The following is a 22,766-nucleotide window of genomic DNA, read 5'->3' as shown; positions in this document are numbered from 1 at the left end:
GAGGACCTCGAAGACCTATTAGACCTATGGGCGATCGCTTCGTCAGCTCCCGTAACGCCCCGCCATGTCCTTCAGCTTGATCATCCCGCTGCTGAACTCGTAGTCGCCGCTGTTGAAGTGGATCGTCTCCACCCCGGCCTCGAACAGCCGCTGGCAGTACGCGACCGCGTCGGCCACCTCCATGTCGAGCACGCCCCGCCGGGCGCCGCCCTGGCGGGATTCGAGATGGCGCGTGAACGCCGTGGCACGCTCCTCGCTGGTGAAGGCCAGCAGCGTCGGCCGCCCGCCCACCTTCGCCACCAGCGGCTCCACATCCTCACCGCTGCCCTGCGCCACGAAGTACCACGCCGGCAGCTTCAGCACCGCCTTCCACAGGTTGTGCTCGCCCGTCTTGTTCGTGAGGTTCCGCGACTCGTTCGCCAGCACATCGATTTCGGTGTCGTTCATCACTCGCCCCCCTTCTTCTCGCCCTCGCCCTTGCTGCCCAGTTCCTTCTCGATCACCTCCGCCATCTCCTGCTGGTGATCCGGCGAGTACCCCACCGCCTTCCAGATGATCTTTCCGTCCTTGCCCACGATGATGAACATCGGGATCGGCCCGATCTCGTACGACTGCGCCAGCTCCTCCCCGTTGAGCAGCAGCCCGTACGTGAACTTGTTCTTCTTCATGTACTCGACGGGATCGCCGTTCTCGTTGACGTTGATCCCCAGCACCGACACGCCCCGACCCTTGTACTTCGTGTGCAGCTTCTGCAGCCCAGGCATCGCCATCTTGCACGGCCCGCACCACGTCGCCCAGAAGTCCAGCACCACGACCCTGCCCTTGTAGTCGCTGAGCTTGTGCTCCTTGCCGCTCGCGTCCTTGAGCGCGAACTCCGGCGCCACCGCGCCCACATCCACCTTGCCCGCTGGCTTTGCCTGCTTGGGCTCCTTCGGCCCGCCGCTGGGGCCCTTCTTCTTCTTGACCACGTCCGCCTGCCGCACCGCGTACCCGTCCGGCACCGACAGCGAGTACGGCGCCCCCACCGACTCCCCGTTGACCTTGAACTTCGACAGCGTCAGCACCCGCGACTGCGTGCCCGCGATCCCCACCCGCCGCTCGATCCGGCGCGGCAGCGAGTCCCGGCGTGCGATCGCCACGCTGTAGCCGTAGTCGGCGTCGGGCGCCCCCTCCTTCGCGTCCGCCTTGCCCGGCACGCGCACGACATCGCACGCCTCACCGTCCACCGTCGCCTCGCCCTCCAGCACGGGCGTGCCCGTCGCTGGCAGGGGCGACTCCTCGATCAGCTCCCACGCCACCGGGTGCTTGGCCTGCTGCCCGCTGAAGAACACGATCAGGTCCGCGTGGTCCTTGGGCGTCTTCTCGTACACGGCCTTGTCCGCCTCGCGAACCGACTTCGCCTGCACGCCGTCGTACGCCACCTCGAAGGGCGTCGTGCCCGAGGTGCCCTTCGCGTACACCTTCCACCCGCCCGCATCGGCCTTGGCCATCGAGACCTGCGCCTTGACCTCCGGAGCGTTCAGCCCACCGCCGCCGACCACCGAACCCTCATAGCTGAGCGCGTTCACCTTCGACAGCGCGGCCCGCGCCTTCTCCAGCAGCTTGGACGCGTCCTCGCCCTTGGCTGCCGCGCTGGAGCCCTGCGCTTTAGCAACGCCCGTGAACGCCCCTACCCCAACCAGCAGCCCCGCCGCCGCCACCACCGCCAACACGCCACGCCTCATGGTGAATCTCCAAGGTGCCATCCGTACCACCCACAGAATAGCGAAGGTCCACCACGCCCAACGAGCCCGACGTGCCAGCGAGGGTCCCCGCATCCCCTCCAACGAGCCCGACGCGCAAGCGAGGGTCTTCACCCCTCACCCCACATCCGCCAGCCCCAACTCCCGCCCAAACGCCTTCGTCAACCGCCGCAGCAGCAGCTGGTCCTGCGCCCGCTCCATCCGCGGCGATGCCCCCACCCACGCCGCCGCGTCCCGCTTCGCCAGCAGCAGCAGCTCGCGGTCCCGCATCAGGTCCGCCACCTTGAAGGGCGGCAGCCCCGACTGCCGCGCCCCGAACATCTCGCCCGGCCCGCGGATCTCCAGGTCCTTCTCCGCCAGCGCGAAGCCGTCGGTCGTCTTCTCCATGATCGCCAGGCGCGCCGCCGATTCGGGGTTGGGGTTGGCCGGGTCGGTCTCGCCCGCGATCAGGTAGCACGCCGACTCCTTGCTGCCGCGTCCCACGCGCCCGCGCAGCTGGTGCAGTTGCGCCAAGCCGAAGCGGTCGGCGTTGTCGACCACCATCAGCGTCGCGTTGGGCACGTCCACGCCCACCTCGATCACCGTCGTTGCAACCAGGATCTGGATCGTTCCATTGCGGAACCGCTCCATCACCGGCTCGCGCGTCGCCCGCGAAAGCTGCCCGTGCACGGCCGCGATCCTCGCCCCCGGGAACCGCTGCTCCAGCTCCCGCACCGCCGTGCGCACGTCCCGCAGCGGGGCAGCAACGGCACCACCGTCGCCGGCCACGGGCATGTAATCCCCCTCGTCCTGGTGCGTGGGGTCGATCGCTGGCACGACGTAGTACGCCTGCTCGCCGCGTGCGAGCCGCGCCTCGATCTCGCCGTAGGCGATCTCGCGGTGCTCGGGCGGCAGCACCTTCGTGCGGATCGGCGTCCGCCCCGGCGGAAGGCCCCGAATCGACGAGATGTCGAGATCACCAAACAGCGTGATCGCCATTGTCCGCGGGATCGGCGTCGCCGTCATCACCAGCACGTGCGGCGTCGTCGCCCCCTCGGTGGCCTTGTCGCGCAGGGCCGCCCTCTGGTGCACGCCGAAGCGGTGCTGCTCATCAATCACCGCGAGCACCAGCGCCTTGAACTGCACGCTCTCGGTCAGCAGCGCGTGCGTCCCGATCAGGATGTTGATCTCGCCGTCCGCGAGGCGCGCGAGCATCGACTCGCGCTCGGGCCGGGGCGTGCTGCCGGTGAGGAGCTCGACCTTCACCCGTGAGCCGTGCAGCATCCGCGAGATGCTCGCGAAGTGCTGCTCCGCCAGCAGCTCGGTCGGCGCCATCAGGCTCGCCTGCCGCTGGCTCGCCACCGCCAGCAGCATCGCGTACAGCGCCACCAGCGTCTTGCCGCTGCCCACGTCGCCCTGGATCAGCCGGTTCGTCGGCACCGACTGGCTGAGGTCCTTCGCGATCTCGCGCACGACCTCCTCCTGCCCCGGCGTGAGCTGGTACGGCAGCCGCTCGCGGATATGCCGGTCAATCGCGTCATTAAACTTCAGCGCCGGCGCCTTCAGCGTGTTCCGCAGCAGCGCCCGCTTGAGGTGCACGCCCACCTGCAGCATCAGCAGCTCGTCGTACGCCAGCCGCCGGCGCGATACCTTGGTCTCTTCCAGCGACTCGGGCCGGTGCTGCATGCGGTACGCCTCGGAGAGGCTGGGCAGCCCGCGTTCCTTGCGGTACGCCTCCGGCAGGTGGTCCTCCAGCAGCGGCAGCGCCCCGTCGAGCACCTTCTGCACGACCTTCTCGATCTCCGCGCTCTTGAGCTCCTCGGTCGCGGGGTACACAGGCCGCACCCGCGCGTCCGACAGGTCCGGCTCCTCGGTCCCCTCCTTCAGCACGTCGATCTTGGGGTTAGCCATCTGCAAGCCCGGTCCGCGTGTCTGCGGCTTACCCGTGACGCGGATCCGCACGCCCGGGTGCAGCTGCTCCATCCGCCAGCGCGGGGCGTTGAAGATGACCACATCCAGCCGCCCCGTCTCGTCGATCAGCGCCAGCTCCAGCCGCGGCAGCTTGCCCTTCCGCACTGGCCGTGTCGCCGAGATCGTCCCCCGCGCCGACACCAGCTGCCCCGCCACCAGCTCACCTAGCGGCGTCTCCGCCTCGATCTTCTCATGCCGCATGGGGAGGTGCGCGATCAGGTGACCGAGGCGCGTAATCCCCAGCCCCCTGAGCAGCGACACCTGCCGATCCGTGATCGCGCGGATGTCGGAGAGCGGTGTTGTCAAGAGGTAAGGCGACTCAGACACAGCCCGCAGGGTAACAGCCCAACAGTCCTATGAGTCCCATGACTCCTATGAGTCCTATGCCGAAGCGCCCGGCGGCGCCTCCCGCTCCTTCACCGCCGGATCAATCTCCCGCAGGTACTTCCACGAATACAGCCCCGTCGCGTGCCCATCCGAGAACGTGATCTTGATCGCGTAGTTCCCCACCAGCTCCGCGTCCGTCGCCACCAGCGGTCCCTGCGAGCGAGACGCAGGCAGCACCGTCAGCGGGTTCTTCGTCAGCTTCTCCCGCAGGTCCCGCGCATCGGCGCTGGGCGACATCCGCCGCAGGTAGGGAATCGAGTAGTAGCTCGTCGCCCCGTCCTGCCACTCCACCGTCAGCCCCTTGTCCTTCTTGAGGTCGATGTGCCGCGGCGCGTCCATGGGCGAGGATAGTCGGATAGTGTTGCGTGCCTCGGCCACACCGCGCCGAGCTGAGGGCACCCTATGGCCACCATGCACCCCGCCGAGCGGCTCGCGGCCGCGATCGACAAGTTTGGCTCCCCCGTCTGCGTCGGCCTCGACCCCGTGCTCGAGAACCTCCCGGCCGACCTCCGCGCCCGCCACCACGAGCCCACCGCTGCCATCGCCGAGTTCTGCCGGGGCGTCCTGCGGGCCTGCGCCGGCGTCGCACCCGCGGTCAAGTTCCAGTCCGCGTGCTTCGAGCGCTACGGCTCCCGCGGCTTTGCTGTCATGGAAGACGCCGTCGCCGAGGCCGTGCGGCTCGGGCTGGTCGTCGTGTGGGACGCCAAGCGCGGCGACATCTCCACCACCGCCGCCCACTACGCCGCGGCCGCAACGCACCTGGGCGCCCACTGGATTACCGCCAGCCCCTACCTCGGCGCGAGCGGCCTCACCCCCCTGCTCGACGCTGGGCTCGGCGTCTTCTCCCTCGTCCGCACCAGCAACCCCGACAGCGACGCCGTGCAGCGCCAGCCCCTCATCGACGGCCGCACCGTCGGCGAGATGATTGCGTCCTTCGTGCAGGGCGTCGGCTTCAAGTACAAGTCCGCCCGCGAGCTGAGCGCCCTGGGCGCCGTCGTCGGCGCCACCAAGAGCGCCGAGGCCGCGGCCATGCGCCAGCGCATGCCGGACCAGCTCTTCCTCATCCCCGGCTACGGCGCCCAGGGCGGCACCGCAGAAGACATCCGAGCCATGGTCCGCCCGGGCAAAAGCATCGCCGAGTGCGGCGTGCTCGTCACCGCCAGCCGCTCGGTCATCTACGCCCAGGGCTCCGCCTCATGGGAGCAGAACATCCACGACGCCGCGGCACGCTTCGCCACCGAGGTCGCCGGCGTGGTCCGCGCCTGAGCGCTGCCCGACTCTATCGCAACAACAACCACAACCTGCAAAAACACAGCACGGCCCCAGAGGGCCGTGTTGTGCTTCAGTTCCGTTCAAACTCGGAGGACGATCAAAGACGATCTCAGCGGCGACGGCGGCGGCCCATCGCCAGGGCGCCCACACCCACCGCCGCGAGCGTCGCGGGAGCAGGAATCGCGGCCGTGGACGAGTAGGTCGCCTCGCTCCACCACTGAGCCGTAGGCAGTCGAGTCGTGGGGTTGATCGACACGCCGGGGTTCTGGCCCGCGTAAGGCAGAGCGCCGCTGGAGTTCAGGCTCGTCATCTCGAACGCGAAGCCGCGGGGGCTGCCGTTCAGAGCGCCATTCATCAGGCCGTAGGCCGGCAGGTTGGCGCCGCCCCAGACCATCGACACCGCCGCGCCCAGGCCGTCATCGACCTGCAGCGAAGCGGTCGTCGCCCACGGGCCGTTGTTCGCGCCGCCGCGGGTAGTGAACAGGGCGTTGGAGAAGTTCGTGGTCAGCAGCGTCACGCCGCTGGCGATGTCCGTGAAGCTGAAGCTGCCGTTCGCGGCATAGCTCAGCGACTGACCCCCACCCGGAAGGTTCACCGACCCTACGAAGGTGAGCGTGTACTGCGCCACGAAGGACACAGACACCTGCAGCTCAGGCGCGGGCCCGTTGTTGTCATCGATGTGCAGGATGACGGGCGTGCTGCCCGTGGCCGCCGTCACGTTCGCGCCGTTGCCCGTGAAGGCCCAGCTGTTGTCATTGGTGTCCGGCGAGAACCGGAAGAACGCGGCCTGGGCGGCGCCGCTCGCGATGGCAAGGGCGACGGCCGACACTGCGATAGTCTGCTGCATACTCGATCTCCTGACAATCCCTCTGCACAAACCGCTGGCGCACTCCGTCCCCAGCGATCAACCGCCCCCCCGGTTCAGCCGCCACTCCCAGGCCGCGTGGGCAAGGGGATAGCGCAGGCACAACGTGCCCCGGCTTCGCCGCGGGAATCAGTCAATCAAGAGCTACGGCCTGACCGCCAGCGCACTGGGTGCACCCCGATCAGAAAGAACCGTTCTCCGGGTGGAAGAGACACCATGAATGCTGGATGGGCAAACGGAGTGGGAGGAATAAATGGGTTGCACGGGTCTGTTCGGGGCTTCCGAACCGCCGGCCCCCAAATGCAAAAACCCCCGCAGTCGCGGGGGCTCCAAACCAAGTCCTGCCCATCAGACCTCGCCGACCTCGCCGACCCTACATCGGCTTCTTGTCGATGGTCACGTCGTAGATGTGCAGGAGCTTCTCCTTGTCGAAGATCATCTCCTGGCGGGACGCCCCGACGATGTCGTACTCGGGGGTCAGCTCAATGGCGTCTACCGGGCACGCCTCCTCGCACATGCCGCAGTAGATGCACCGCAGTTCGTCGATCTCGAACTTGACCGGGTACTTCTCGCGGTCTTCCCACGGGCTCTCGCCCGCGGTGATATGGATGCACCGCGCCGGGCAGATCGTCGGGCACATCATGCACGCCACACACTTGACCCGCCCCTGCTCATCGCGGTTGAGGCGGTGCACGCCGCGGAAGTTGGACTTGAGCATCCCGCCCTCTTCCACGGGCAGGTCCTCGCGCCGCACCTCGGGGTACTGCATGGTGCGGCTGGTCCGCCCCTGCCCGAACGAGGTAAAGAAGTGCCGCAGGGTGGTGCCGAAACCCTTCACGATCTCGGGGATGTAGACCGCCTCCGTGCGGGAGAGCGGCTTGATCTTGAGCGGAAGAATGTCCTCGTCGCGGATGGCCATGGGGCCCAGTATACGGGGGTGCTCTTGGACTCGGCGGCGGCGTTCAACCGCGTCGCACCCGCCCACACTCGCACGCCGTCTCCGACAGAATGGGCAGAAGAGCCCGCCGCAGGGTCACCCCAACACCACCGGCTCTGATACCATCCCCGCATGGCCGGTCGCCGCCAAACCCCGCTGTTCGACCTGCTGAGCAGGAGCCAGGCGAGCGCTCCGCCACCGGCCACGCCGCGCCCGGCCAAGCCCGTGGTCCGCGTCGAGCTCAAACCCCGCGAGCCGAGCTACGCACCCGACCCTGAGCCCGCGCCCGAGCAAGTCGTCCACGTGAACGGCAGGGCATACCCCGCGTGGATCAAGTCCGTCGTCGCGGTGGTCGCTTTCCTTGCACTGGTGGCCGCGTGGTCGGCTGGCTCCTGGTTTGGCGAGAAGCGTGCCGAGAAGGAACTGAGCGCCGACCTCCGCCGCGACCCGCCCAAGGTGCAGGAGCCCGACGAGTCGGTGCCCATGGGTACTACCAGCACCGCCGCGGCAAGCACCCCCGCTACCACGAACCCGCGCCCGTCCTCGGGCGTCACCGCCCTGCCTCCCGCCACCGGTCGCGACCCCCGCGAACCGGGGAAAAACTACCTGTACCTCGCCAACCTCCCCCGGGAGGACGCCGAGAGCACCGTCGGCTGGCTCCGCCAGAACGGCCTCAATGCCCACTATGTGCCGGTTGAATCCGCGGCCGGGGGGGCGAACAATGCTGGCCCCGGTCTTTACCGCGTCTTCGTGGGTGATGGGCTGACTTCGGACGAATACCGCCAGTCAGTCCGCACCAAGATGGAGGCGGAGGTCGTGAAGCTCGGGGCGATCTGGCAGAAGCAGCACAGGGGCAGCTCGAACTTCGAGAAGTTCCTGTGGGAGAAGTTCAAGTAAGTGTCGGCGCGGCAAGGCGTTGACGAACGAAGGAAGGATTGGACCATGAGCCTCGACCGCAGCCTGAAGATCTCCGCCAACCTCACCGGCAAGCGCTCCGTCATGACCCGCGCCGAGCGCATCCAGAAGATGCAGACCGACAAGAAGTTCGACCCCAAGAAGGACAAGGCCCTCGGCCTGCCCAAGACGCTCGTCGGCAACAAGTAAGCCGCAATCGACTCCGCCTTCAGCCGCTGGGCCTCCCCGGCGTGGTTGTCTATTGGTCTGCTCCTATAGGTCCAATGAGTCCTATAGGTCCTATAGGAACTCGCCATGCCCACCGGCTTCGACAAGTACCAGGCGTTTTACGAGCGGCCCGCCACCATCGTCGTCGAGTGGCGCGACCGCGAGACGCCCGCCGTGGGCTGGCTTGCGATCGACACCCTCCGCGGCGGCGCGGCCGGCGGCGGCACCCGCATGCGTGCCGGCGGCACCCAGCAGGAGGCCGTGTTCCTCGCCAAGACCATGGGCGTGAAGTTCTGCGTCGCCGGGCCCGACATCGGCGGCGGCAAGTCCGTCATCGACTTCGACTACGACAAGTACCCCGCCGACGTGAAGCGCGGCGTGCTAGAGCGCTGGTACCGCCACATCGGGCCCTACCTCAAGTGCTGCTACGGCACGGGCGGCGACATCGGCGTTGACGAGGTCTCCGAGGCCACCGCCATCATCGAGAAGGTCGTCGGCAACAAGCACCCGCAGGAAGGCATCGCCCGCGGCCATTCCTGGACCGACACCGAGGGCCCCACGCCCAAGATCGAGCGCCTCAAGCACGGCGTCGAAGCCCCCGTCGTCCTGCCCGACCTCCCCGGCCCCCGCGACGGCCGCTGGATGATCGCCGACGTCGTCACCGGCTACGGCGTCGTCCGCGCCGTCGAGCGCTACTACAAGCAGCGGAACCTAAAGCTCGAGGGTCAGCGGGCGATCATCGAGGGCTTCGGCGCCGTGGGCGCGTTCGCCGCGTACTACCTGCAGAAGCTGGGCGTGGTGACGGTGGCGGCGTCTTCGCGGGGTGCGAACCGCACCACCCGCGTGGCGAGCGACGCCAAGGGCCTCAACGTCAACGCCCTGATCCTCGCCCGCCAGGGCACCGAGCTGCCCGCCCCCGGCAAGGAGCACCCGCAGATCGTGGACTCCGCAAGCGGCGACGAGCTCTTCGAGCACAAGGCCGAGATATACATCCCCGGCGCGATCTCCCACTCCACCAACGCGGCTCGCATCGACGCCCTCAAGCGTTGCGGCGTCAAGGTCGTCTCCTGCGGCGCCAACAACCCGTTCGCCTACGACCGCAGCAAGAGCGACCTCAAGAGCTGGGTCAGCGACATGCTCGCCCTCCAGAAGATCGCCGACAAGGAGTTCGCGATCATCCCCGACTTCGTGGCCAACTGCGGCATGGCTCGTACCTTCGGCTACCTCATGTCCGCCGGCGGCAAGACCGACGAGAAGTCGATCCTCGCCGACACCGCGCAGCGCATCGACGGCGCTGTCGACCGCCTGCTCGCCGGGCACACCGCCCCCAACGGCCTCCTCGAGCGCGGCTACACGGCGTTCATCCCCGAATAAGCCGAAGCCGGGACTGAGCCGCTCTGGGCGAAGTCCCGGATTGGCGGCGACGCACCTTTCCCGGCGCAACTCTCAATCCGCGACTTCGCGTCAAAGCTCGCTCAGTCTTGGCGTCGTGCTCAGTTCGCCCCCGGCCCAAAGTCCCTTGGCGTCAGCTTCGCATCTTCCATCACGTACAGCCCAATGAGCCAGTCGCCCTCGAGGTACGGCTTCACATGGAAGGTGCCCACGACCTTGCCCGTGGTGGCGAAGCGGTCATCTCCCTCGACCGTCTCCGTGAGCGCCACCTCCACCGCGTCGTACGGCGTCGGCGGCGTGCCGATGCAGCAGCCGTCCCACTGGTTCAGCATGCTCAGCAGCTCACGCGGCTCGGTGCTTGTCATCGGGAAGGCGATGTACCCGTTCAGTCGAACCGTCTTCCCATCGAGCATCGCGACCCGCTCGGGCAGCCGCCGCTTGCCGTTCTGAGGATCGAACGCCTCCTCGGCCGAGGTCAGCAGGTCCCAGCTCACGACGTACGGGCTCTGCGGCGTGCCCTCGCCCTTCAGCGTGTACTTGCCGTCGAGCAGCAGCGAGCCGTCATCCTTTCTCTCGATCTTGCCGGGCACGATGGAGAAGGCGCCGAGCTTCTTGAGGTTCTCGGGGGCGGGCTCCTCCTTGGCCGCGTCGGCCGCGGGCGCCTCGGGCACGATGGGCGGCGGGGTTATCTCCGGCGCGGGCTCGGTCGGCACCAGCTCGTCGAACTCGCCTGGCTTCTTGTTCTCCTCAGACGTGGGCTCCACAGGCGCAGCCTCAGGAGGTGCGTCGGTCGCCGACGCTTCCGGTTCGAGAGGCTGCGCCGGCGTGCCGTTACGAGCCGGCTCCGGGGTCGAGGGCCGCGCTGGCGGCACCGGCTTCACCTCTGGCGCCTGGTTTATCACGTCGGGCCGCGACGGCCGCACCGGCTCTGCCGGTGCCGTCTCCTTCACCACCTGCTTCCCAGCAGGTCGCGACTGCGCCACGACGTACACACCACCGCCCAGCAGCGCGGCCCCAAGGATCGCCCAGAACTTCCACATGAAACAAGAATAGGAACCGCGCCCGTGAGGAAGCGGAAGCCCGCGCCTCGCGGGCTTGCTGCCTTGGCCTTCCAACTCACTGCCCACCCAGCCGCTCCCTCACGGTCGCGGTTCTTACCCAATCGGCCGCAGGTTCCGCATCACACTCGTGTTGTACGCGGCGAGCGCGGGCACCAGCCCCGCCAGGCACGCCAGCACAATGGTCCCGATCGCCACGAGGATCAACGCCACCGGCTGGAGCGTGGGATCAATCGTGAGCCCCACCTCCCGCTTCATGATCGTCGCGGCGACGAGGGCCCCCACCGCCGCCAGCACCACGCCCGCCGCGGCCCCGAGCAGCCCGATCACCGCCGACTCGGTCAGCACCAGCCCCAGCACCCGCCCTCGGCTGGCCCCGAGCACCCGCAGCACCGCGATCTGCCGCCGCCGCTGCTCCATCGAGTTGTACAGCGCCAGCATGATCGCAATCCCACTCGACAGCAGCACCGCCGCGGCGATCGCGATGATGATGCGATCGACATTGCCCACGATGCTCCAGACCTTGTCGAGCTCCTGCTTGGGCTGGGCAACCGTGACGCCGCCGGGGAAGAGCTGGCCGCGCCGAAGGCGGTCGAAGACCATCGGGAGCACCGCGGAGGAGTCCGACCCCTCGCGCCCTTTGACGCGGACGAACACGTTGGTGATCTTCTTGTCCTCGTCGGTCACATCAGCCGCCGTGGTCACCACCTCGTGATCATGGTCGTGATGGGCGTGGTCGTGGTCGTGCTCATCCTCGCCCGCGTGCGCCTTCTCGATGCGGTCGTGCGCATGGATGATCCACGTGCTCATCAGGTTGGTGAACACCGCGCGGTCGTACGCCTGCCCCGTCGGGTTCAGCACCCCCACTACCGTGTACTTGAACTGATCGTGCTCGTGCGCCGCCCCCGCCCCACCCCCGTCCCGCGCGGGGAACCCGTGCGTCAGCGTGATCCACTGCCCCGCCTTCAGCCCCGTCTCCCGCGCCACCTCGGCGCCGATCACGACCTCGAAGTCCACCGCGAACGGGTACCCCGACTCGAACGACCACTCCGCGTCCGGCTCGGGCTTGAACTTCGTGAAGAACTCCGGCGCCGTCGCCACCACCGGGTACCGCGCCCGGTAGCTGTCGCCCAGCTGCATGGGGATCGCCCACTCCACCAGCGGGTTGGTCGCGAACTGCTCGTACTCGCGGAACTGGATCGGCGCCCGCGGCGAGTTGACGTAGTACAGCCCATTCAGAATCGACACCAGCGGGCTGGCGTCGCGCGACAGCAGCAGGTGCATGTTGCCCCCGCCCTTGTCGAACGCACGCCGCGCCGCGTCCCGCATCGTCAGCAGCACCAGCATGAGCGCCACCGCCACCGCCACAGTCGCCACCGTCGTCGCGGTCGAGAACAGCCGCGCCCGCATGCTCCGCAGGATGATCGTCCAGTCGGTCATCGCCCCGCCCCCCCGGCCGGCGCGCCGCTCGCCGCCGCCTCGCCCACGTTCAACGCCTCCCGGCGCGCGAACCGGGACGCCATTGAAGGATCATGGCTCACGCACAGCAGGGCCGCGTTCTTCTCGCGGCAGAGCCCTTGGATCAGGTCCATGGCCGCGACGGCGTTCTCTGGGTCCAGGCTCGCCGTCGGCTCATCCGCCAGAACCAGCACCGGGTCCACGGCCATCGCCCGCGCCACAGCCACCCGCTGCTGCTGCCCCACGCTCAGCGTCTCCACCAGCGCCCCCTGGCGGGCGATGCCCAGCCGGTCCAGCAGCGCCTTGGCCTTCTCCTGCTGCACCCGCGGCGAATGGCCCGCCAGCATCAGCGCCGCCTTCACGTTCTCCAGGGCGGTGAAGCCCTGGAGCAGGTTGAAGGTCTGGAAGATCATCCCGATGTGCCGCCCACGGAACAGGTCCCGCTTGTGCCCGTGCAGCGAGTGGATGTTCGTCCCTGCCACCTCGATGGTCCCGCGGTGTGGGTCGATCAACCCCGCGATCAGAGCCAGCAGCGTGGACTTGCCGCGCCCCGACGCCGCCGTGAGCAGGCACTGCTCGCCTGACGCGAGCGACAACGACGGCAGGTCCAGCCGGAATGGCTGTTCCCCCGACTGGTACGAGAACGACAGGCCCGTGATGTTCAGCGCGGCACTCATCGAGTGGGGATGGTAACCGGCTTGGGATCGTGCCGTTGTTGTTCCGCCGCCGCTCTCCTGAGCGAAGTCATAGCGATGAAGACGTCGCCATGGCACGCAAAGTCCAAAAAGCACACACGGCACGCTTCACGCGTGCCGTGGTGGTGTGAACTCGGATGTGGTGAACGGAAACCCGAGTAGCTTGTGCCGGTCCAGCCGTCCGGCCTTACTGGTTCGTGCGAGCGCCGTTCACGCTCATTGGAAGCTCCGCTCAGTTCTCGCCGTGCTTGCTCACCGGCTCGTCCAGCCCCACCAGCCCCGCCGCGATGGCGATGCGGGCCAGCTCCACGCGGTTGGTCACGCCCAGCTTGTCGCCCAGCGAAACGCGGTGCCATTCCACCGTCTTCACGCTGCGACCCAGCTTCTTGGCGATATCCGCCGTCGACAGGCCCACGCCGATGAGCTTGAGGATCTCCAGCTCCCGCGCGGTGAGGCTCGCGAGCGCGCCCGAGTCGTTGACCCGTGCGTGCACCACGCCCTCGCCCGTCTGATCACCGATCGCCAGGCGGCTGGTGACCAGCACCCGCGGCGGCTGGCCGGGCGACATCATCGGGCGGAACACCGCCCGCATCAGCCGCCCCTTGACCATGCCCTCAATCGTGATCGGCCGGCCCGTGTTGACCGCCTCTCGAATGAGCCCGAGCCGCTCCGTCACGAGCTCCTCACTGAAGAACTCGCGCAGGTTCTTGCCCGACGCGTTGGTGGGGTCGGTCCCCATGATCTTGCTGGCGACGCCGTTGGCGAACTCGATCACGCCGTTGGCATCGACGATGAGCACGGGCAGGTTGGTGTCGTCCGTGAGCGCCGACCAGAAAGGGTCCTTGGTCGGCTGGAACTTGCCGCCGGTGCTGGTGGTGTCTCGAACACTTGACTGCATCATGTGATTACGCATCCCTGCGCCTTGGTTTTCACTCCGATGGGCCCCGGCTCCAAACTGGCGCTCTCTCGGCTGCCGGGGGCTTCTCTTTTCCTAACAGTCAATCCGACAAGGGGTAACGAGTGGATTCGTTCTCACCGGCGAATTTCCCAGCCCTCCATGCGGTGGGCCGATAAAACCTTGGTCGCGGCCTCTCCTTCACCCCGCTCTGTGCATCGGCCGCCGCATTCAGGTGGATTACGTGGCTTTGGACCCAACTCAGAAGTTCCCGGACGCCCACGCCCAGGGGAGCAGCCCCAACGGACGGGCCCGCTGGGCCAAGGTCCCAGGGGACCCCGATGTCCGCAGATTCCTCGCCGGCCCCCGCTCCCGCTGGGCCGAGCTCCTCCGCGTGGTCCGCATCGGCAGCGAGTTCGTCCGCGGCTTCCGCGCACTGCACTTCGCCGGCCCGTGCATCACCGTCTTCGGCTCCGCCCGCTTCAAGGAGGACAACCCCTACTACGCGATGGCCCGCGACATGGGCCGGCGCATCGCGGAGATGGGGTTGACCACTATGACCGGCGGCGGCCCGGGCATCATGGAGGCCGCCAACCGGGGGGCCAAGGAAGCCGGCGGGCGCTCGCTGGGCTGCAACATCATCCTGCCCATGGAGCAGCACCCCAACCCGTACGTGGATCGGTTTATCGAGTTCCGCTACTTCTTCGTGCGCAAGGTCATGCTCGTCAAGTACAGCTACGCGTTCGTGTGCATGCCCGGAGGCTTCGGCACACTCGACGAGCTCTTCGAGGCCCTCACGCTGGTGCAGACGAAGAAGATCTACTCGTTCCCCATCGTGCTCATGGGCGTGGACTACTGGCGGCCCCTCGTCCAGTTCATTGAGCAGACCCTGCTCGCCGCGCGGACCATCGATGCCGAGGACCTCCGCCTGCTGACGGTGACCGACTCGCCCGACGAGGCCATCGACGCGATTGTGCGGGGGCTGGAGACGCACGAGGAGAGCCTCAAGGCAGGGCCGCGCCCGCGCTGGTGGCTGCGTGAGGTGGGCGCCGCGGAAGTCGCCGCGGGCGTGCGGCGCGTCAAACTCGAAGAAGCGAAGGCCGAATAGCACTCAGCTGCGCACGCGCGGAAGAACCCGCGCCTCAGACATCGGCGACATCTCGTACAGAACAAGATCGCCCACGCGCTTGCGGTACAGGTGCAGGCCCGAGCCCTCCGGCACCTTCAGCGCCCGGTCGTTCTCCGCCCGGTCAATCAGCACCACCGCGTGCTGGTCGCCCACCCTGTTGATCAGCGTCAGGGTCTGCTCGCTGATGGGGTAGAACTGGTAATCGCTGCTGTAGCCCCAGCCCACGACCTTGAGCGAATCGCTCTCGTCAATCGCAAACGACTCGCCCAGGCGCGAGTTGAGGTACGCCCGGAACGTCGGCTCATCCTCGCACCGCCAGTTGGGCACGAAGTTGGCCTTCTCCATGTTCGCCCACACCTGCTGCGGCGGGATCAGGTTGGGGTCACGCCGCGTCATCACCCACGCCGTCACGCCGACCACCACCACCGCCGCGGCCAGAGCCGACCACCGCCGCACCCGCGACCGCCCGACGAACGGCGACGCCAGCGCCCTCGGCGCCGCGACAGCCTCGGCCCCCGCCTCCGCCGCGCTGTACTCGAACAACCGGTTCAGCGACGCGTCGAGGCTTGCCTGAATCTCCAGCTCCTCACGCAAAGCCGCGTTCACCGCCAGCTCGCTCTCGAACTGCGCCCGCTCCTCCGCGGTCATCGCCTCATCCACGTACGCGGCCACCCGCGACAGCTCAATGGGGGTCAGCTGGTTCATCGTGCACCTCCCCCCGTTCCCAGCGTCGACCGCAACTCATCCTCCCGCCCCCGCAGCCGCTCACGCAGCGCCAGGCGCGACCGGTGCACGTGGCTCATGGCCGTGCCCTCGGGGATGCTCAGCGCCGCCGCGATCTCGCTGTACGCCAGCCCGTGCACGATCCGCAGCACCAGGCACGTCCGGGGCAGCTCATCCAGCGACATCAGCCCCGCCGCCACGTGCTCATCCAACTGCCCCGATACTCCGGTCGCCAGGCCCGCCGACCGCCCCGCCGGCACAGAGTCCAGCGCGTCGGGCGCGGTGCTGCTCCGACGCCGCTGGCGCGTCCGCGACTCGTTGAGGGCGACGTACCGGACGATCTGGCCCATCCACGCCGTGAAGTTGGTCGCCGGGTTGAACTCTGCGAGCTTGGTCATGGCGATGGCCGCTGCTTCCTGCACGACGTCATGGGCCTGGGTCTTATCGCCGAGGATGGCCGCGGCGATGAACCACAGGGTCCGATGGCACTCCTCGTACCTCCGCGCAAACTCCTCGGGCGTCAACTCCGGTCCCCTTGAGGGTGTTGCCCCAGATTGGATGTCGGCGGCCGGGGTTGTCTTGCGGAAAAGGGCCGTCATGACGCTGGATGAAGGGCAGGCAGCTGGGCTGACCGGCTGGCCGGCTCAGCAAGGGTTCCCGCCGATGACCCGGAAGAAGGACTCGATGTCCTGGTCCGTGGCCGCGTCCCCATCCCCGTTGAAGTCCGACCCGCCCGCGAAGCAGGTCGGGCAGCAGTGCCCGCCGATGCACGCAAAGAACGCCTCGATGTCCTGGTCGGTGGCGAAGTCGCCGTCGCCGTTGAAGTCCGACGTGCCGCACACCGGCCCCTGGCGCGTCCCGTCCGCAGGCAGGGTGGCGTTCGCTGTGACCGACGTGCTCTGGGTATTGATCGTCAGTGTCAGCAGCAGGTTCGCGGGTGCCCCGGTGCCCGAGGGCGGCGGGAACGCAAAGGGCGTGGTCGGCTGCGGCTGCGGCGTGTTGCTCGAGGCGCTCACGTTCAGCTGGAAGCTCAGCGAGGCCGTCGCCGCGTCACCGTTGGGCGTCACTGTCCCGTTCACCGCCAGCGTCTGCGCGGAGGTCTGTGTTACCGGTGAGCCCTGGAAGTCCACCGTGGCGGTCACATCCACCGGCACCGACAGCGAGAACGAGTGCGTGCCGTTCACCGTCCCTGTGATCGCGCCCGATGCCGGCCCGGTCTGGACCACGTTCACGGCGGCGACCGTCGCCGTGCCCACCTGCACCGTGATCGGCACCAGATAGGGATAGGTGTAATCCGGGGCCGCCGTCATGAAGGACTGGTACGTCACCGTCGCGTTCACTGGGGCCGGCGTCTGGGCGGCGCTCCCGATCAGGTTCGTGCTGAGCGAGGTCAGCGACACCGTCCCGCCGCTCACCTCAAGCCCATACGTGCCCACCGGCGCGCCCGGGGCGTTGCCGTTCGCGCTCCCGTTGCCGCTCAGGGTCTTGGAGATGTTGGTGGGCGGCCCCGGGCGCGGCGAGAAGGGGCTGAAGTTCAGCGTGCGTGTGCCCGTCGGGTTGGTCGCCTGGTCGTAGTTGCCGATGTACGTCCCGCTGAACGTCGCTGTGCCGTTGAAAGTTGACGACATCGTGCTCGCGCCCGTCCCGGCGCTCCGCACCGTGAACTCATAGGGCTGGGCCAGGGCGGGGGCGGCCACCGCCGCGCCGACGATCAGACTCACGATCGCACGGGACATCGATCCTCCTTCGAGCTGGGGACCCACCAAGCTAACCGGCGTGCCCCGGAACGCCAAGCCCAACCCGACGCCGGGCACCCCGATATCCCCTGACCCGGGTGTTCTCGGGCTGGGATCTGTTGCCCCGAGGCGCGTTCTTAGCCCCAAGTCCTTGTCTTTATTGATCTTTCATGCGGCGTTCAGCCGGCCCGCGTTTTTATCTCTAGACCCGGATAAAGCCGTCAGGAAGACAGCCATTCCGGGTGAAGCCTTAAGGAGAGGCGAACATGGTTTCAAGCACCAGGACGAAAGATTGGACCAGAGACGGCTGCGACGCGGCTTACACCGTGCTCGTCGCCGCCTTCGGCGAGCCCACGTCGGTGTCCGGCGGCTTCCGCTGGTCCATGGCCCGCCCCAGCACCGGCACCCAGGTCGTCATCGAGCTCACCGTCCCCACCCGCACTCCCACCAGCTCGGTCGTGTGGATCTTCGACCCCGACGCGGTCGGCGTCTCCACGTTCCTTTCCGTCGATGTGAACTCCCCCGACGGCCTCGCCTGGCTGGAGCTTGAAGTCCGGCGCCTCCAGAGATCCTGAACCCCGCATCAGCCCAGCATCAGCACGCTCGCGGGCGAGTCTTGACCAATCTCTCCGGTTTCGGTGGTACCGTCCCTTGAACACCACGGGGGAGGTGCCGCACGGACAGGCGCACAGGTCAACGCGAGCAGGGCGCCGCGAGCTCCCGTCAAGCCGGGCGCTCCCCCGCCGGTACCGACGCTGAGAAACCCCGCGGCATCGGCCGCCTCGCCGGGCGCGAGCCCCGCGAGCGGGACCGCGAAGCCCACGTTCCACCCCTTGTCGGCCCCGAACCCTCCCACGCCGAGCTCCGCTGGTGGATGGGCCGCCCGCCCGCCCAGCGGTACGCCGCCGCGGTCCTCGTGGTGGCCGGCGCCGTGCTGCTCCGCGCCGCCCTCGTGCCGGTCACCCAGCAGATGTACCCCTTCTTCACCGCGTATGGCGCGGTGGTGGTCTCCGGCTGGCTGCTGGGCGCCGGCCCCGCGCTGCTGACCCTCGTGCTCTGCTACTTCACGCACCTGCTGCTGTTCATCCAGCCGCGCGGGCTGCTCTGGCCCACCACCACGCCGCACATCGCGGGCACTGTCATGTACGCCTTCACCGGCCTGGTCGTGTGCCTGCTCGCGCAGGCCCGCGCCCGCGCCGAGGTCGCCTACGTCCGCGGCCAGCACGAGTCCCGCACCGCACTCAACACCCTCCGCGCCCTGCTCGATTCCATCCCAGAGGGCATCGTCATCATCGACATGCCCGGCGGGGTGGTCCGGCTGATCAGCCGCGCCGGCGCCGAGATGGGCGGCTTCCACGCCCCGCAGGTGCAGGGCCGCAGTCTTTACGAGCTGGCCCGCACCTGGAGGGCCATCGACCCGGTGAGCGGCGACGCGATCCCGCACACCGACCGCCCCTTCGTCCGCATGCTTGAGAAGGGCGAGCCGATCCTCGACCGCGAGCTGGTCGTCGAGCGCCCCGACGGCAGCCGCATCCCCGTGCTGCTCAACGGCGCCCCCATCTTCGACCGCACCTGCTTCGGCCCCGACGGCAAGCCGCTGATCATCGGCGGTGTCATGGTCTACCGCGACATCACCCGCCGCAAGCAGGCGATGGCCGCGCTGGCCGAGAGCGCCGCCCGCTACCGCCTCCTCTTCGAGCAGGCCCCCTGGCCCAAGTGGCTGGTGCACATGGAAACCCTCCGCTTCCTGGACGTCAACGACGCCGCCATCGAGTGCTTCGGCTACACCCGCGAGGAGTTCCTGAGCAGGACGCTCGCCGACCTCCGGCCCCCCGACGAGCCCCCCACCGAGCTTGAGCAGCGCCACGACAAGGCCGACCACTTCGAGGGCACCATCGCCACGCGTCAGGTCACCCGCACGGGGACGGTCCTGGACGTTGAGCTCACCGCCCGCGAGATCCCGGTGCGTCACGATGGCCCCCACGATGGCGCGGAAGATGGCGGCATCCTCCTGGTCGAGTGCTTCGACACCACCGACCTCAAGCACGCCCAGCAGGAGCTGCTCCGCAAGGCCGCCGAGCTCGAGCGCAGCAACGCCGACCTCGAGCAGTTCGCCCACGCCGCCGCCCACGACCTCAAGGAGCCCCTCCGCGGCCTCGCCCTCTACGCCTCCTTCCTCCTCGAAGACCACGGCGAATCTCTCCCCGAGGAGGGCCGCCGCATGGTGCACACCATCTCGCGCCTGGCCTCCCGCGGCATCGCCCTGGTCGACTCGCTGCTGGAGGTCTCGCAGGCCGGCCGCACCCAGCTCCGCCTCGCCGAGGTCGACCTCAACAGGCTCCTCGCCGACGTGCTCGAGGGGCTGACGAGGCTGATCGACGAGCAGGAGGTGATCGTGTCGCGCACCTGCGAGCTGCCCACCCTCACCTGCGACCGCGTGCAGGTCGCCCGCATCCTCACCAACCTCATCACCAACGCCATCAAGTACAACACCAGCCGCCCCAAGCGGGTCGAGGTCGGCTGCGAGCCCCACCCGCGCGTGGGCGGCCAGCTCGCCATGTTCGTCCGCGACAACGGCATCGGCATCAAGCCCGAGCACCAGCAGCAGATCTTCCGCATGTTCCGCCGCCTGCACACCCCCGACGCCTACGGCGGCGGCACCGGCGCCGGCCTCGCCCTGGTGCAGAAGCTCGTCCGCCGCCACGCCGGCGAGGTGTGGGTGGAGAGCGAGCCGGGGAACGGCGCCACGTTCTGGTTCACGCTGGGCACGCCGACTCAGCCTGCCACGCCCCCGCCCGTCATGCCGCCGGAGAAGCCGCCGCCTGCGCGTCGATAAAGCACACCCCTGCCGACCAGGCCGCCCCCGCGCTCCGCACCCGTACCACGCGGCACAGGCGTGCAATCGGCTTGTCCTTCGTGGGCAGCTGCACCACCAGCACGTCATTCAGCGTCAGCGGCCAGGGCGTCTCGATCTGCAACCCCCCGCGGCTGACGTCCACCACCCGCACCCTGAAGAACTCTCCGGGCCTCACCGTGTACTTCTTCCCCTGCCACTTGAACGTCGCCATCGCAGCGATGTCGCACCGCTTCCGCTCGTACGGCCGCCGCTGATCGCCCTCCAGCGGCGCCGGACGCGACAGGCTCGCGATCACGCCCTCGGGCGCGACCTGCGCGAACGCCGCCAGCGACGGCGGCGGCGCCTTGGGATCAATCGGCGGCGCGACCGGCGCCCGCTGCGGGTCCTCCTTCAGCATCGTGTTGACCACCCGCGTCCACGCATCGAACAGGTCCGCGTCGAACTGCGTCCCCCGCCCGTCCTGCATCATCTGGAGCGTGCGCGCGGGCGGCGTCGGGCCGCGGTACGGGCGTGCCGCGGTGATCGCGTCGAACACATCCACGATCCCGCAGATCTTCGCCGGGATCGACAGCTTCGAGCCGTCGACGCCGTTGGGGTAGCCCTTGCCGTCCGGCCGCTCATGGTGGTCGCGCACCATCTCCAGCACCGCAGACGGGATCTCCGGGTTGTTCTTGAGCTCCTCGAACCCCAGCGAAGGGTGCACCTTGATCTGGTTCCACTCCGCATCGCTGAGCTTGCCCTCCTTGTTGAGCACGCTCTCGGGGATGTTCCGCTTGCCCAGGTCGTGCAGCAGCCCGCCCTGCACCACCAGCTTGAACAGTTCGGCGTCGTTGGGGAACGCCTCCTTGGCCAGCAGCCCGCACCCGACGCCCACGTTCACCATGTGCGTCGTCGTGTAGAAGTCGTGCCCGGACATGTCCAACAGGTACGTGAACGCCTGCGGGTCGGCCTTGGACCACTCGCCGAACCGCTCGCTGATCTCCTTCACCGCCGCCACCGGTTCGGATTGCCCCGGCAGCAGCAGCACATCCTCGATCATCTTGCCGCACGCCGAGCGCACAATGCGGGCCCGCTCCTCCGTCGCCGCGGCCTTGTCCGTGAAGGCCGCCTCCAGCCGCTCGGCCAGAGCTTTGCGGTAGGCCGCGTGCTGCGCCGCAGAGATGTACAGGAACTTCACGCCCTGGGTTGCGAGCCGCTCGGCGTCCGCCTTCGTGAACTCGAGCCCCGCCGAGCGGTACAGCGTCGGCTGCCCGGGCGTCGCGTCGAAGCGGATGTACAGGTCCACCGTGTGAGCACGGAAGTCCAGCGAGTCCATCGGGACGGGGAAGAAGCGCAAGCTGTCGCCAGCTTCGGGCACGTTGAGCTCCGGGTGTTCCCCCTCAGCGTGGGGAACATCGGAGCAATGCACGCTTCACTTCAACCCGCGTTGTCTGGTTCGCCGCCCTTGGACGCGGAAGGGGGCGTCGGCTGCTGCGCGGGTCCGATATAACCGGTCCCCACGATGAAGATCTCGCGGGAGACGTCGCGGCTGGCCGCGGGCTTCGTGGCCCCCGCTTCCCGGAACAGCCGCTTGGTGTCCTTGAGCAGCTGCGCGAACTCGGCCCCCTCGAGCACCTTCATCACCACGTTCCCGCCGGGCGCGAGCACCGTGGGCAGCATCTCCAGCACCCGCCGGCACAGCCGCACCGACAGGAAGTCATCCCCGTGCCCGGTGGTGCTGGGGGCCATGTCGCTGAGCACCACGTTGAACAGCCCGCCCGACATTTTCAGCAGCGCCTGCGGGTCCAGCGTGAACGCGTCGGCCTGCAGCAGCCGCACGCGGTGCGAGAAGCGCGTGTCCACCCGCTGCAGGTCGATCCCCACGGCCACGCCGCGATCACCGATAATCTCATCCACCACCTGCAGCCACGAACCCGGCGCACACCCCAGGTCCAGCACCCGGTTGCCGCGCTTGAGCACCCGCTTCTTGTCGTTGATCTCGATCAGCTTGTACGCCGAGCGCGCGACGTACCCCTCGGCCTTGGCCTTCTTGAAGTACTCGTCATGGAGCTTGCGGGGCTGGGGCATCGGAGAAACTGAAAAGTAAAAAGCGAAAAGTGAAAATGAAAGGCGTCAGTCTTCGTCGCGCTGGATGTCGTTCCGCTCGTCGATCCACGCCGCCTGGATGTGCTCCAGGATCTTCTCGTTAACCGGATGCCCCGGCTCCTCCTCGAACCCCGGCAGCGCCACCACCAGCTTCTTGAGCTCCGTGAACCCCACGCGCAGCGGGTCCTTGTCCGGGTGCTCCTCCGCCAGCAGCTCCCCGATCAGCTCCGTCTCCAGCCATCCGAACGTGTCCTGCCCACCCACTCGCGCCTCACTCCGTCACTTTGCCACTCTGCCACTTCGCCACTCCGCCACTTTGCCACTCTGCCACTCCGCCACTTCCGCTAGTGCGGCACTTCCTTCACCGCATTCCGGTTCCACGCGGGCACCCGCAGCTGGATCGGCCCCTCCTTCTCGATCACGCACTGGCACGACAGCCGGCTGTTCCGCTGCAGCCCCGGCG

The 22,766-nt window shown here is 68.3% G+C and carries 23 protein-coding genes; 7 read left to right on the top strand and 16 right to left on the bottom strand.

Annotated elements, in window-relative coordinates:
- Positions 1-42: 42 nt before the first annotated feature.
- The 4 genes from VD997_08525 to VD997_08510 form a co-directional block, all read right to left on the bottom strand.
- Positions 43-447, bottom strand: a complete 405-nt coding sequence (locus tag VD997_08525; GenBank protein ID HYE62030.1) for a hypothetical protein — start codon at positions 445-447, stop codon at positions 43-45.
- Positions 447-1,724, bottom strand: coding sequence for a TlpA disulfide reductase family protein (locus tag VD997_08520; protein HYE62029.1), 1,278 nt, complete (start codon positions 1,722-1,724; stop codon positions 447-449). Before VD997_08520 ends, VD997_08525 begins: the two co-directional genes overlap by 1 nt.
- Before the next feature lie 135 nt (positions 1,725-1,859).
- Positions 1,860-4,019: an ATP-dependent DNA helicase RecG gene (gene recG, locus VD997_08515; protein ID HYE62028.1), complete on the bottom strand. Its 2,160-nt coding sequence runs from the start codon at positions 4,017-4,019 to the stop codon at positions 1,860-1,862.
- A 54-nt stretch (positions 4,020-4,073) separates the two neighbouring features.
- Positions 4,074-4,418 (bottom strand): DUF971 domain-containing protein, encoded by a 345-nt coding sequence (locus VD997_08510; protein ID HYE62027.1) that lies wholly within the window; start codon positions 4,416-4,418, stop codon positions 4,074-4,076.
- Between the two features lie 63 nt (positions 4,419-4,481).
- On the opposite strand from VD997_08510, the gene pyrF reads away from it, so the two are divergent.
- Positions 4,482-5,345, top strand: coding sequence for an orotidine-5'-phosphate decarboxylase (gene pyrF / locus VD997_08505; protein ID HYE62026.1), 864 nt, complete (start codon positions 4,482-4,484; stop codon positions 5,343-5,345).
- 115 nt (positions 5,346-5,460) lie between these two features.
- Here the strand turns inward: pyrF and VD997_08500 are convergent, their stop codons facing one another.
- Both VD997_08500 and VD997_08495 read right to left on the bottom strand, forming a co-directional pair.
- On the bottom strand, positions 5,461-6,198 hold the full coding sequence (locus VD997_08500) for a PEP-CTERM sorting domain-containing protein (GenBank protein ID HYE62025.1): 738 nt from the start codon (positions 6,196-6,198) through the stop codon (positions 5,461-5,463).
- A gap of 391 nt (positions 6,199-6,589) precedes the next feature.
- Complete coding sequence (locus VD997_08495) at positions 6,590-7,135, bottom strand: NADH-quinone oxidoreductase subunit I (GenBank protein HYE62024.1); 546 nt, start codon at positions 7,133-7,135, stop codon at positions 6,590-6,592.
- 150 nt (positions 7,136-7,285) lie between these two features.
- Here VD997_08495 and VD997_08490 point away from each other — a divergent pair, with 150 nt between their 5' ends.
- The 3 genes from VD997_08490 to VD997_08480 all read left to right on the top strand — a co-directional run bounded on the left by VD997_08490 (position 7,286) and on the right by VD997_08480 (position 9,649).
- Complete coding sequence (locus tag VD997_08490; protein HYE62023.1) at positions 7,286-8,050, top strand: hypothetical protein; 765 nt, start codon at positions 7,286-7,288, stop codon at positions 8,048-8,050.
- Between the two features lie 45 nt (positions 8,051-8,095).
- On the top strand, positions 8,096-8,257 hold the full coding sequence (locus VD997_08485) for a small basic protein (protein HYE62022.1): 162 nt from the start codon (positions 8,096-8,098) through the stop codon (positions 8,255-8,257).
- Positions 8,258-8,362: 105 nt separating this feature from the next.
- Positions 8,363-9,649 (top strand): Glu/Leu/Phe/Val dehydrogenase dimerization domain-containing protein, encoded by a 1,287-nt coding sequence (locus tag VD997_08480; protein HYE62021.1) that lies wholly within the window; start codon positions 8,363-8,365, stop codon positions 9,647-9,649.
- A 119-nt stretch (positions 9,650-9,768) separates the two neighbouring features.
- Here the strand turns inward: VD997_08480 and VD997_08475 are convergent, their stop codons facing one another.
- From VD997_08475 to VD997_08460, 4 genes are all read right to left on the bottom strand, one after another.
- Positions 9,769-10,707 carry a DUF3299 domain-containing protein gene (locus VD997_08475; GenBank protein HYE62020.1) on the bottom strand — a complete coding sequence of 313 codons (939 nt, stop codon included), beginning with the start codon at positions 10,705-10,707 and terminating at the stop codon, positions 9,769-9,771.
- A 114-nt stretch (positions 10,708-10,821) separates the two neighbouring features.
- A complete protein-coding gene (locus VD997_08470; protein ID HYE62019.1) occupies positions 10,822-12,165 on the bottom strand; it encodes an ABC transporter permease in 1,344 nt (447 codons plus the stop codon).
- The gene (locus VD997_08465) at positions 12,162-12,860 is read right to left on the bottom strand and encodes an ABC transporter ATP-binding protein (GenBank protein HYE62018.1); all 699 of its coding nucleotides are present in this window, start codon (positions 12,858-12,860) and stop codon (positions 12,162-12,164) included. The genes VD997_08470 and VD997_08465 overlap by 4 nt, the downstream gene beginning before the upstream one ends.
- A gap of 250 nt (positions 12,861-13,110) precedes the next feature.
- The gene (locus tag VD997_08460; GenBank protein HYE62017.1) at positions 13,111-13,779 is read right to left on the bottom strand and encodes a LuxR C-terminal-related transcriptional regulator; all 669 of its coding nucleotides are present in this window, start codon (positions 13,777-13,779) and stop codon (positions 13,111-13,113) included.
- Between the two features lie 244 nt (positions 13,780-14,023).
- On the opposite strand from VD997_08460, the gene VD997_08455 reads away from it, so the two are divergent.
- Positions 14,024-14,881: a TIGR00730 family Rossman fold protein gene (locus VD997_08455; protein HYE62016.1), complete on the top strand. Its 858-nt coding sequence runs from the start codon at positions 14,024-14,026 to the stop codon at positions 14,879-14,881.
- 3 nt (positions 14,882-14,884) lie between these two features.
- On the opposite strand, the gene VD997_08450 is transcribed toward VD997_08455, so the two are convergent.
- The 3 genes from VD997_08450 to VD997_08440 form a co-directional block, all read right to left on the bottom strand.
- Positions 14,885-15,607, bottom strand: a complete 723-nt coding sequence (locus VD997_08450) for a hypothetical protein (protein ID HYE62015.1) — start codon at positions 15,605-15,607, stop codon at positions 14,885-14,887.
- Positions 15,604-16,149 (bottom strand): RNA polymerase sigma factor, encoded by a 546-nt coding sequence (locus VD997_08445; GenBank protein HYE62014.1) that lies wholly within the window; start codon positions 16,147-16,149, stop codon positions 15,604-15,606. The genes VD997_08450 and VD997_08445 overlap by 4 nt, the downstream gene beginning before the upstream one ends.
- 120 nt (positions 16,150-16,269) lie before the next feature.
- Positions 16,270-17,361 carry a hypothetical protein gene (locus VD997_08440; GenBank protein HYE62013.1) on the bottom strand — a complete coding sequence of 364 codons (1,092 nt, stop codon included), beginning with the start codon at positions 17,359-17,361 and terminating at the stop codon, positions 16,270-16,272.
- A 266-nt stretch (positions 17,362-17,627) separates the two neighbouring features.
- Here VD997_08440 and VD997_08435 point away from each other — a divergent pair, with 266 nt between their 5' ends.
- Positions 17,628-17,936: a hypothetical protein gene (locus VD997_08435; protein HYE62012.1), complete on the top strand. Its 309-nt coding sequence runs from the start codon at positions 17,628-17,630 to the stop codon at positions 17,934-17,936.
- A 299-nt stretch (positions 17,937-18,235) separates the two neighbouring features.
- Positions 18,236-20,197 carry an ATP-binding protein gene (locus tag VD997_08430; GenBank protein HYE62011.1) on the top strand — a complete coding sequence of 654 codons (1,962 nt, stop codon included), beginning with the start codon at positions 18,236-18,238 and terminating at the stop codon, positions 20,195-20,197.
- On the opposite strand, the gene VD997_08425 is transcribed toward VD997_08430, so the two are convergent.
- Genes VD997_08425 through iscX form a run of 3 tightly spaced genes read right to left on the bottom strand, consistent with a single transcriptional unit; the run spans position 20,160 to position 22,567 of the window.
- Positions 20,160-21,575: an HD domain-containing phosphohydrolase gene (locus tag VD997_08425; protein ID HYE62010.1), complete on the bottom strand. Its 1,416-nt coding sequence runs from the start codon at positions 21,573-21,575 to the stop codon at positions 20,160-20,162. The genes VD997_08430 and VD997_08425 overlap by 38 nt on opposite strands.
- Before the next feature lie 59 nt (positions 21,576-21,634).
- Entirely contained in the window at positions 21,635-22,285 is a 651-nt protein-coding gene (locus VD997_08420; protein ID HYE62009.1) for an RlmE family RNA methyltransferase, read from the bottom strand.
- 45 nt (positions 22,286-22,330) lie between these two features.
- Positions 22,331-22,567 carry a Fe-S cluster assembly protein IscX gene (gene iscX, locus VD997_08415; GenBank protein HYE62008.1) on the bottom strand — a complete coding sequence of 79 codons (237 nt, stop codon included), beginning with the start codon at positions 22,565-22,567 and terminating at the stop codon, positions 22,331-22,333.
- Between the last annotated feature and the right edge of the window lie 199 nt (positions 22,568-22,766).

It is taken from the genome of Phycisphaerales bacterium (genome assembly GCA_035627955.1).
Taxonomy (GTDB): Bacteria; Planctomycetota; Phycisphaerae; order Phycisphaerales; family UBA1924; genus JAEYTB01.
The sequence above is the reverse complement of the archived record's forward strand: the minus strand, read 5'-3'. Positions and strand labels throughout refer to the sequence as shown.

What these genes read in the sequence shown, in the direction of transcription:
- VD997_08440 (HYE62013.1), bottom strand. Translation starts at nt 17,361, where the DNA reads ATGTCCCGTGCGATCGTGAGTCTGATCGTCGGCGCGGCGGTGGCCGCC.
- VD997_08470 (HYE62019.1), bottom strand. Translation starts at nt 12,165, where the DNA reads ATGACCGACTGGACGATCATCCTGCGGAGCATGCGGGCGCGGCTGTTC.
- VD997_08500 (HYE62025.1), bottom strand. Translation starts at nt 6,198, where the DNA reads ATGCAGCAGACTATCGCAGTGTCGGCCGTCGCCCTTGCCATCGCGAGC.
- VD997_08420 (HYE62009.1), bottom strand. Translation starts at nt 22,285, where the DNA reads ATGCCCCAGCCCCGCAAGCTCCATGACGAGTACTTCAAGAAGGCCAAG.
- VD997_08475 (HYE62020.1), bottom strand. Translation starts at nt 10,707, where the DNA reads ATGTGGAAGTTCTGGGCGATCCTTGGGGCCGCGCTGCTGGGCGGTGGT.
- VD997_08430 (HYE62011.1), top strand. Translation starts at nt 18,236, where the DNA reads ATGGGCCGCCCGCCCGCCCAGCGGTACGCCGCCGCGGTCCTCGTGGTG.
- VD997_08495 (HYE62024.1), bottom strand. Translation starts at nt 7,135, where the DNA reads ATGGCCATCCGCGACGAGGACATTCTTCCGCTCAAGATCAAGCCGCTC.
- VD997_08450 (HYE62015.1), bottom strand. Translation starts at nt 15,607, where the DNA reads ATGAACCAGCTGACCCCCATTGAGCTGTCGCGGGTGGCCGCGTACGTG.
- VD997_08435 (HYE62012.1), top strand. Translation starts at nt 17,628, where the DNA reads ATGGTTTCAAGCACCAGGACGAAAGATTGGACCAGAGACGGCTGCGAC.
- VD997_08480 (HYE62021.1), top strand. Translation starts at nt 8,363, where the DNA reads ATGCCCACCGGCTTCGACAAGTACCAGGCGTTTTACGAGCGGCCCGCC.
- VD997_08520 (HYE62029.1), bottom strand. Translation starts at nt 1,724, where the DNA reads ATGAGGCGTGGCGTGTTGGCGGTGGTGGCGGCGGCGGGGCTGCTGGTT.
- pyrF (HYE62026.1), top strand. Translation starts at nt 4,482, where the DNA reads ATGGCCACCATGCACCCCGCCGAGCGGCTCGCGGCCGCGATCGACAAG.
- VD997_08490 (HYE62023.1), top strand. Translation starts at nt 7,286, where the DNA reads ATGGCCGGTCGCCGCCAAACCCCGCTGTTCGACCTGCTGAGCAGGAGC.
- VD997_08510 (HYE62027.1), bottom strand. Translation starts at nt 4,418, where the DNA reads ATGGACGCGCCGCGGCACATCGACCTCAAGAAGGACAAGGGGCTGACG.
- VD997_08525 (HYE62030.1), bottom strand. Translation starts at nt 447, where the DNA reads ATGAACGACACCGAAATCGATGTGCTGGCGAACGAGTCGCGGAACCTC.
- VD997_08460 (HYE62017.1), bottom strand. Translation starts at nt 13,779, where the DNA reads ATGATGCAGTCAAGTGTTCGAGACACCACCAGCACCGGCGGCAAGTTC.
- VD997_08485 (HYE62022.1), top strand. Translation starts at nt 8,096, where the DNA reads ATGAGCCTCGACCGCAGCCTGAAGATCTCCGCCAACCTCACCGGCAAG.
- VD997_08465 (HYE62018.1), bottom strand. Translation starts at nt 12,860, where the DNA reads ATGAGTGCCGCGCTGAACATCACGGGCCTGTCGTTCTCGTACCAGTCG.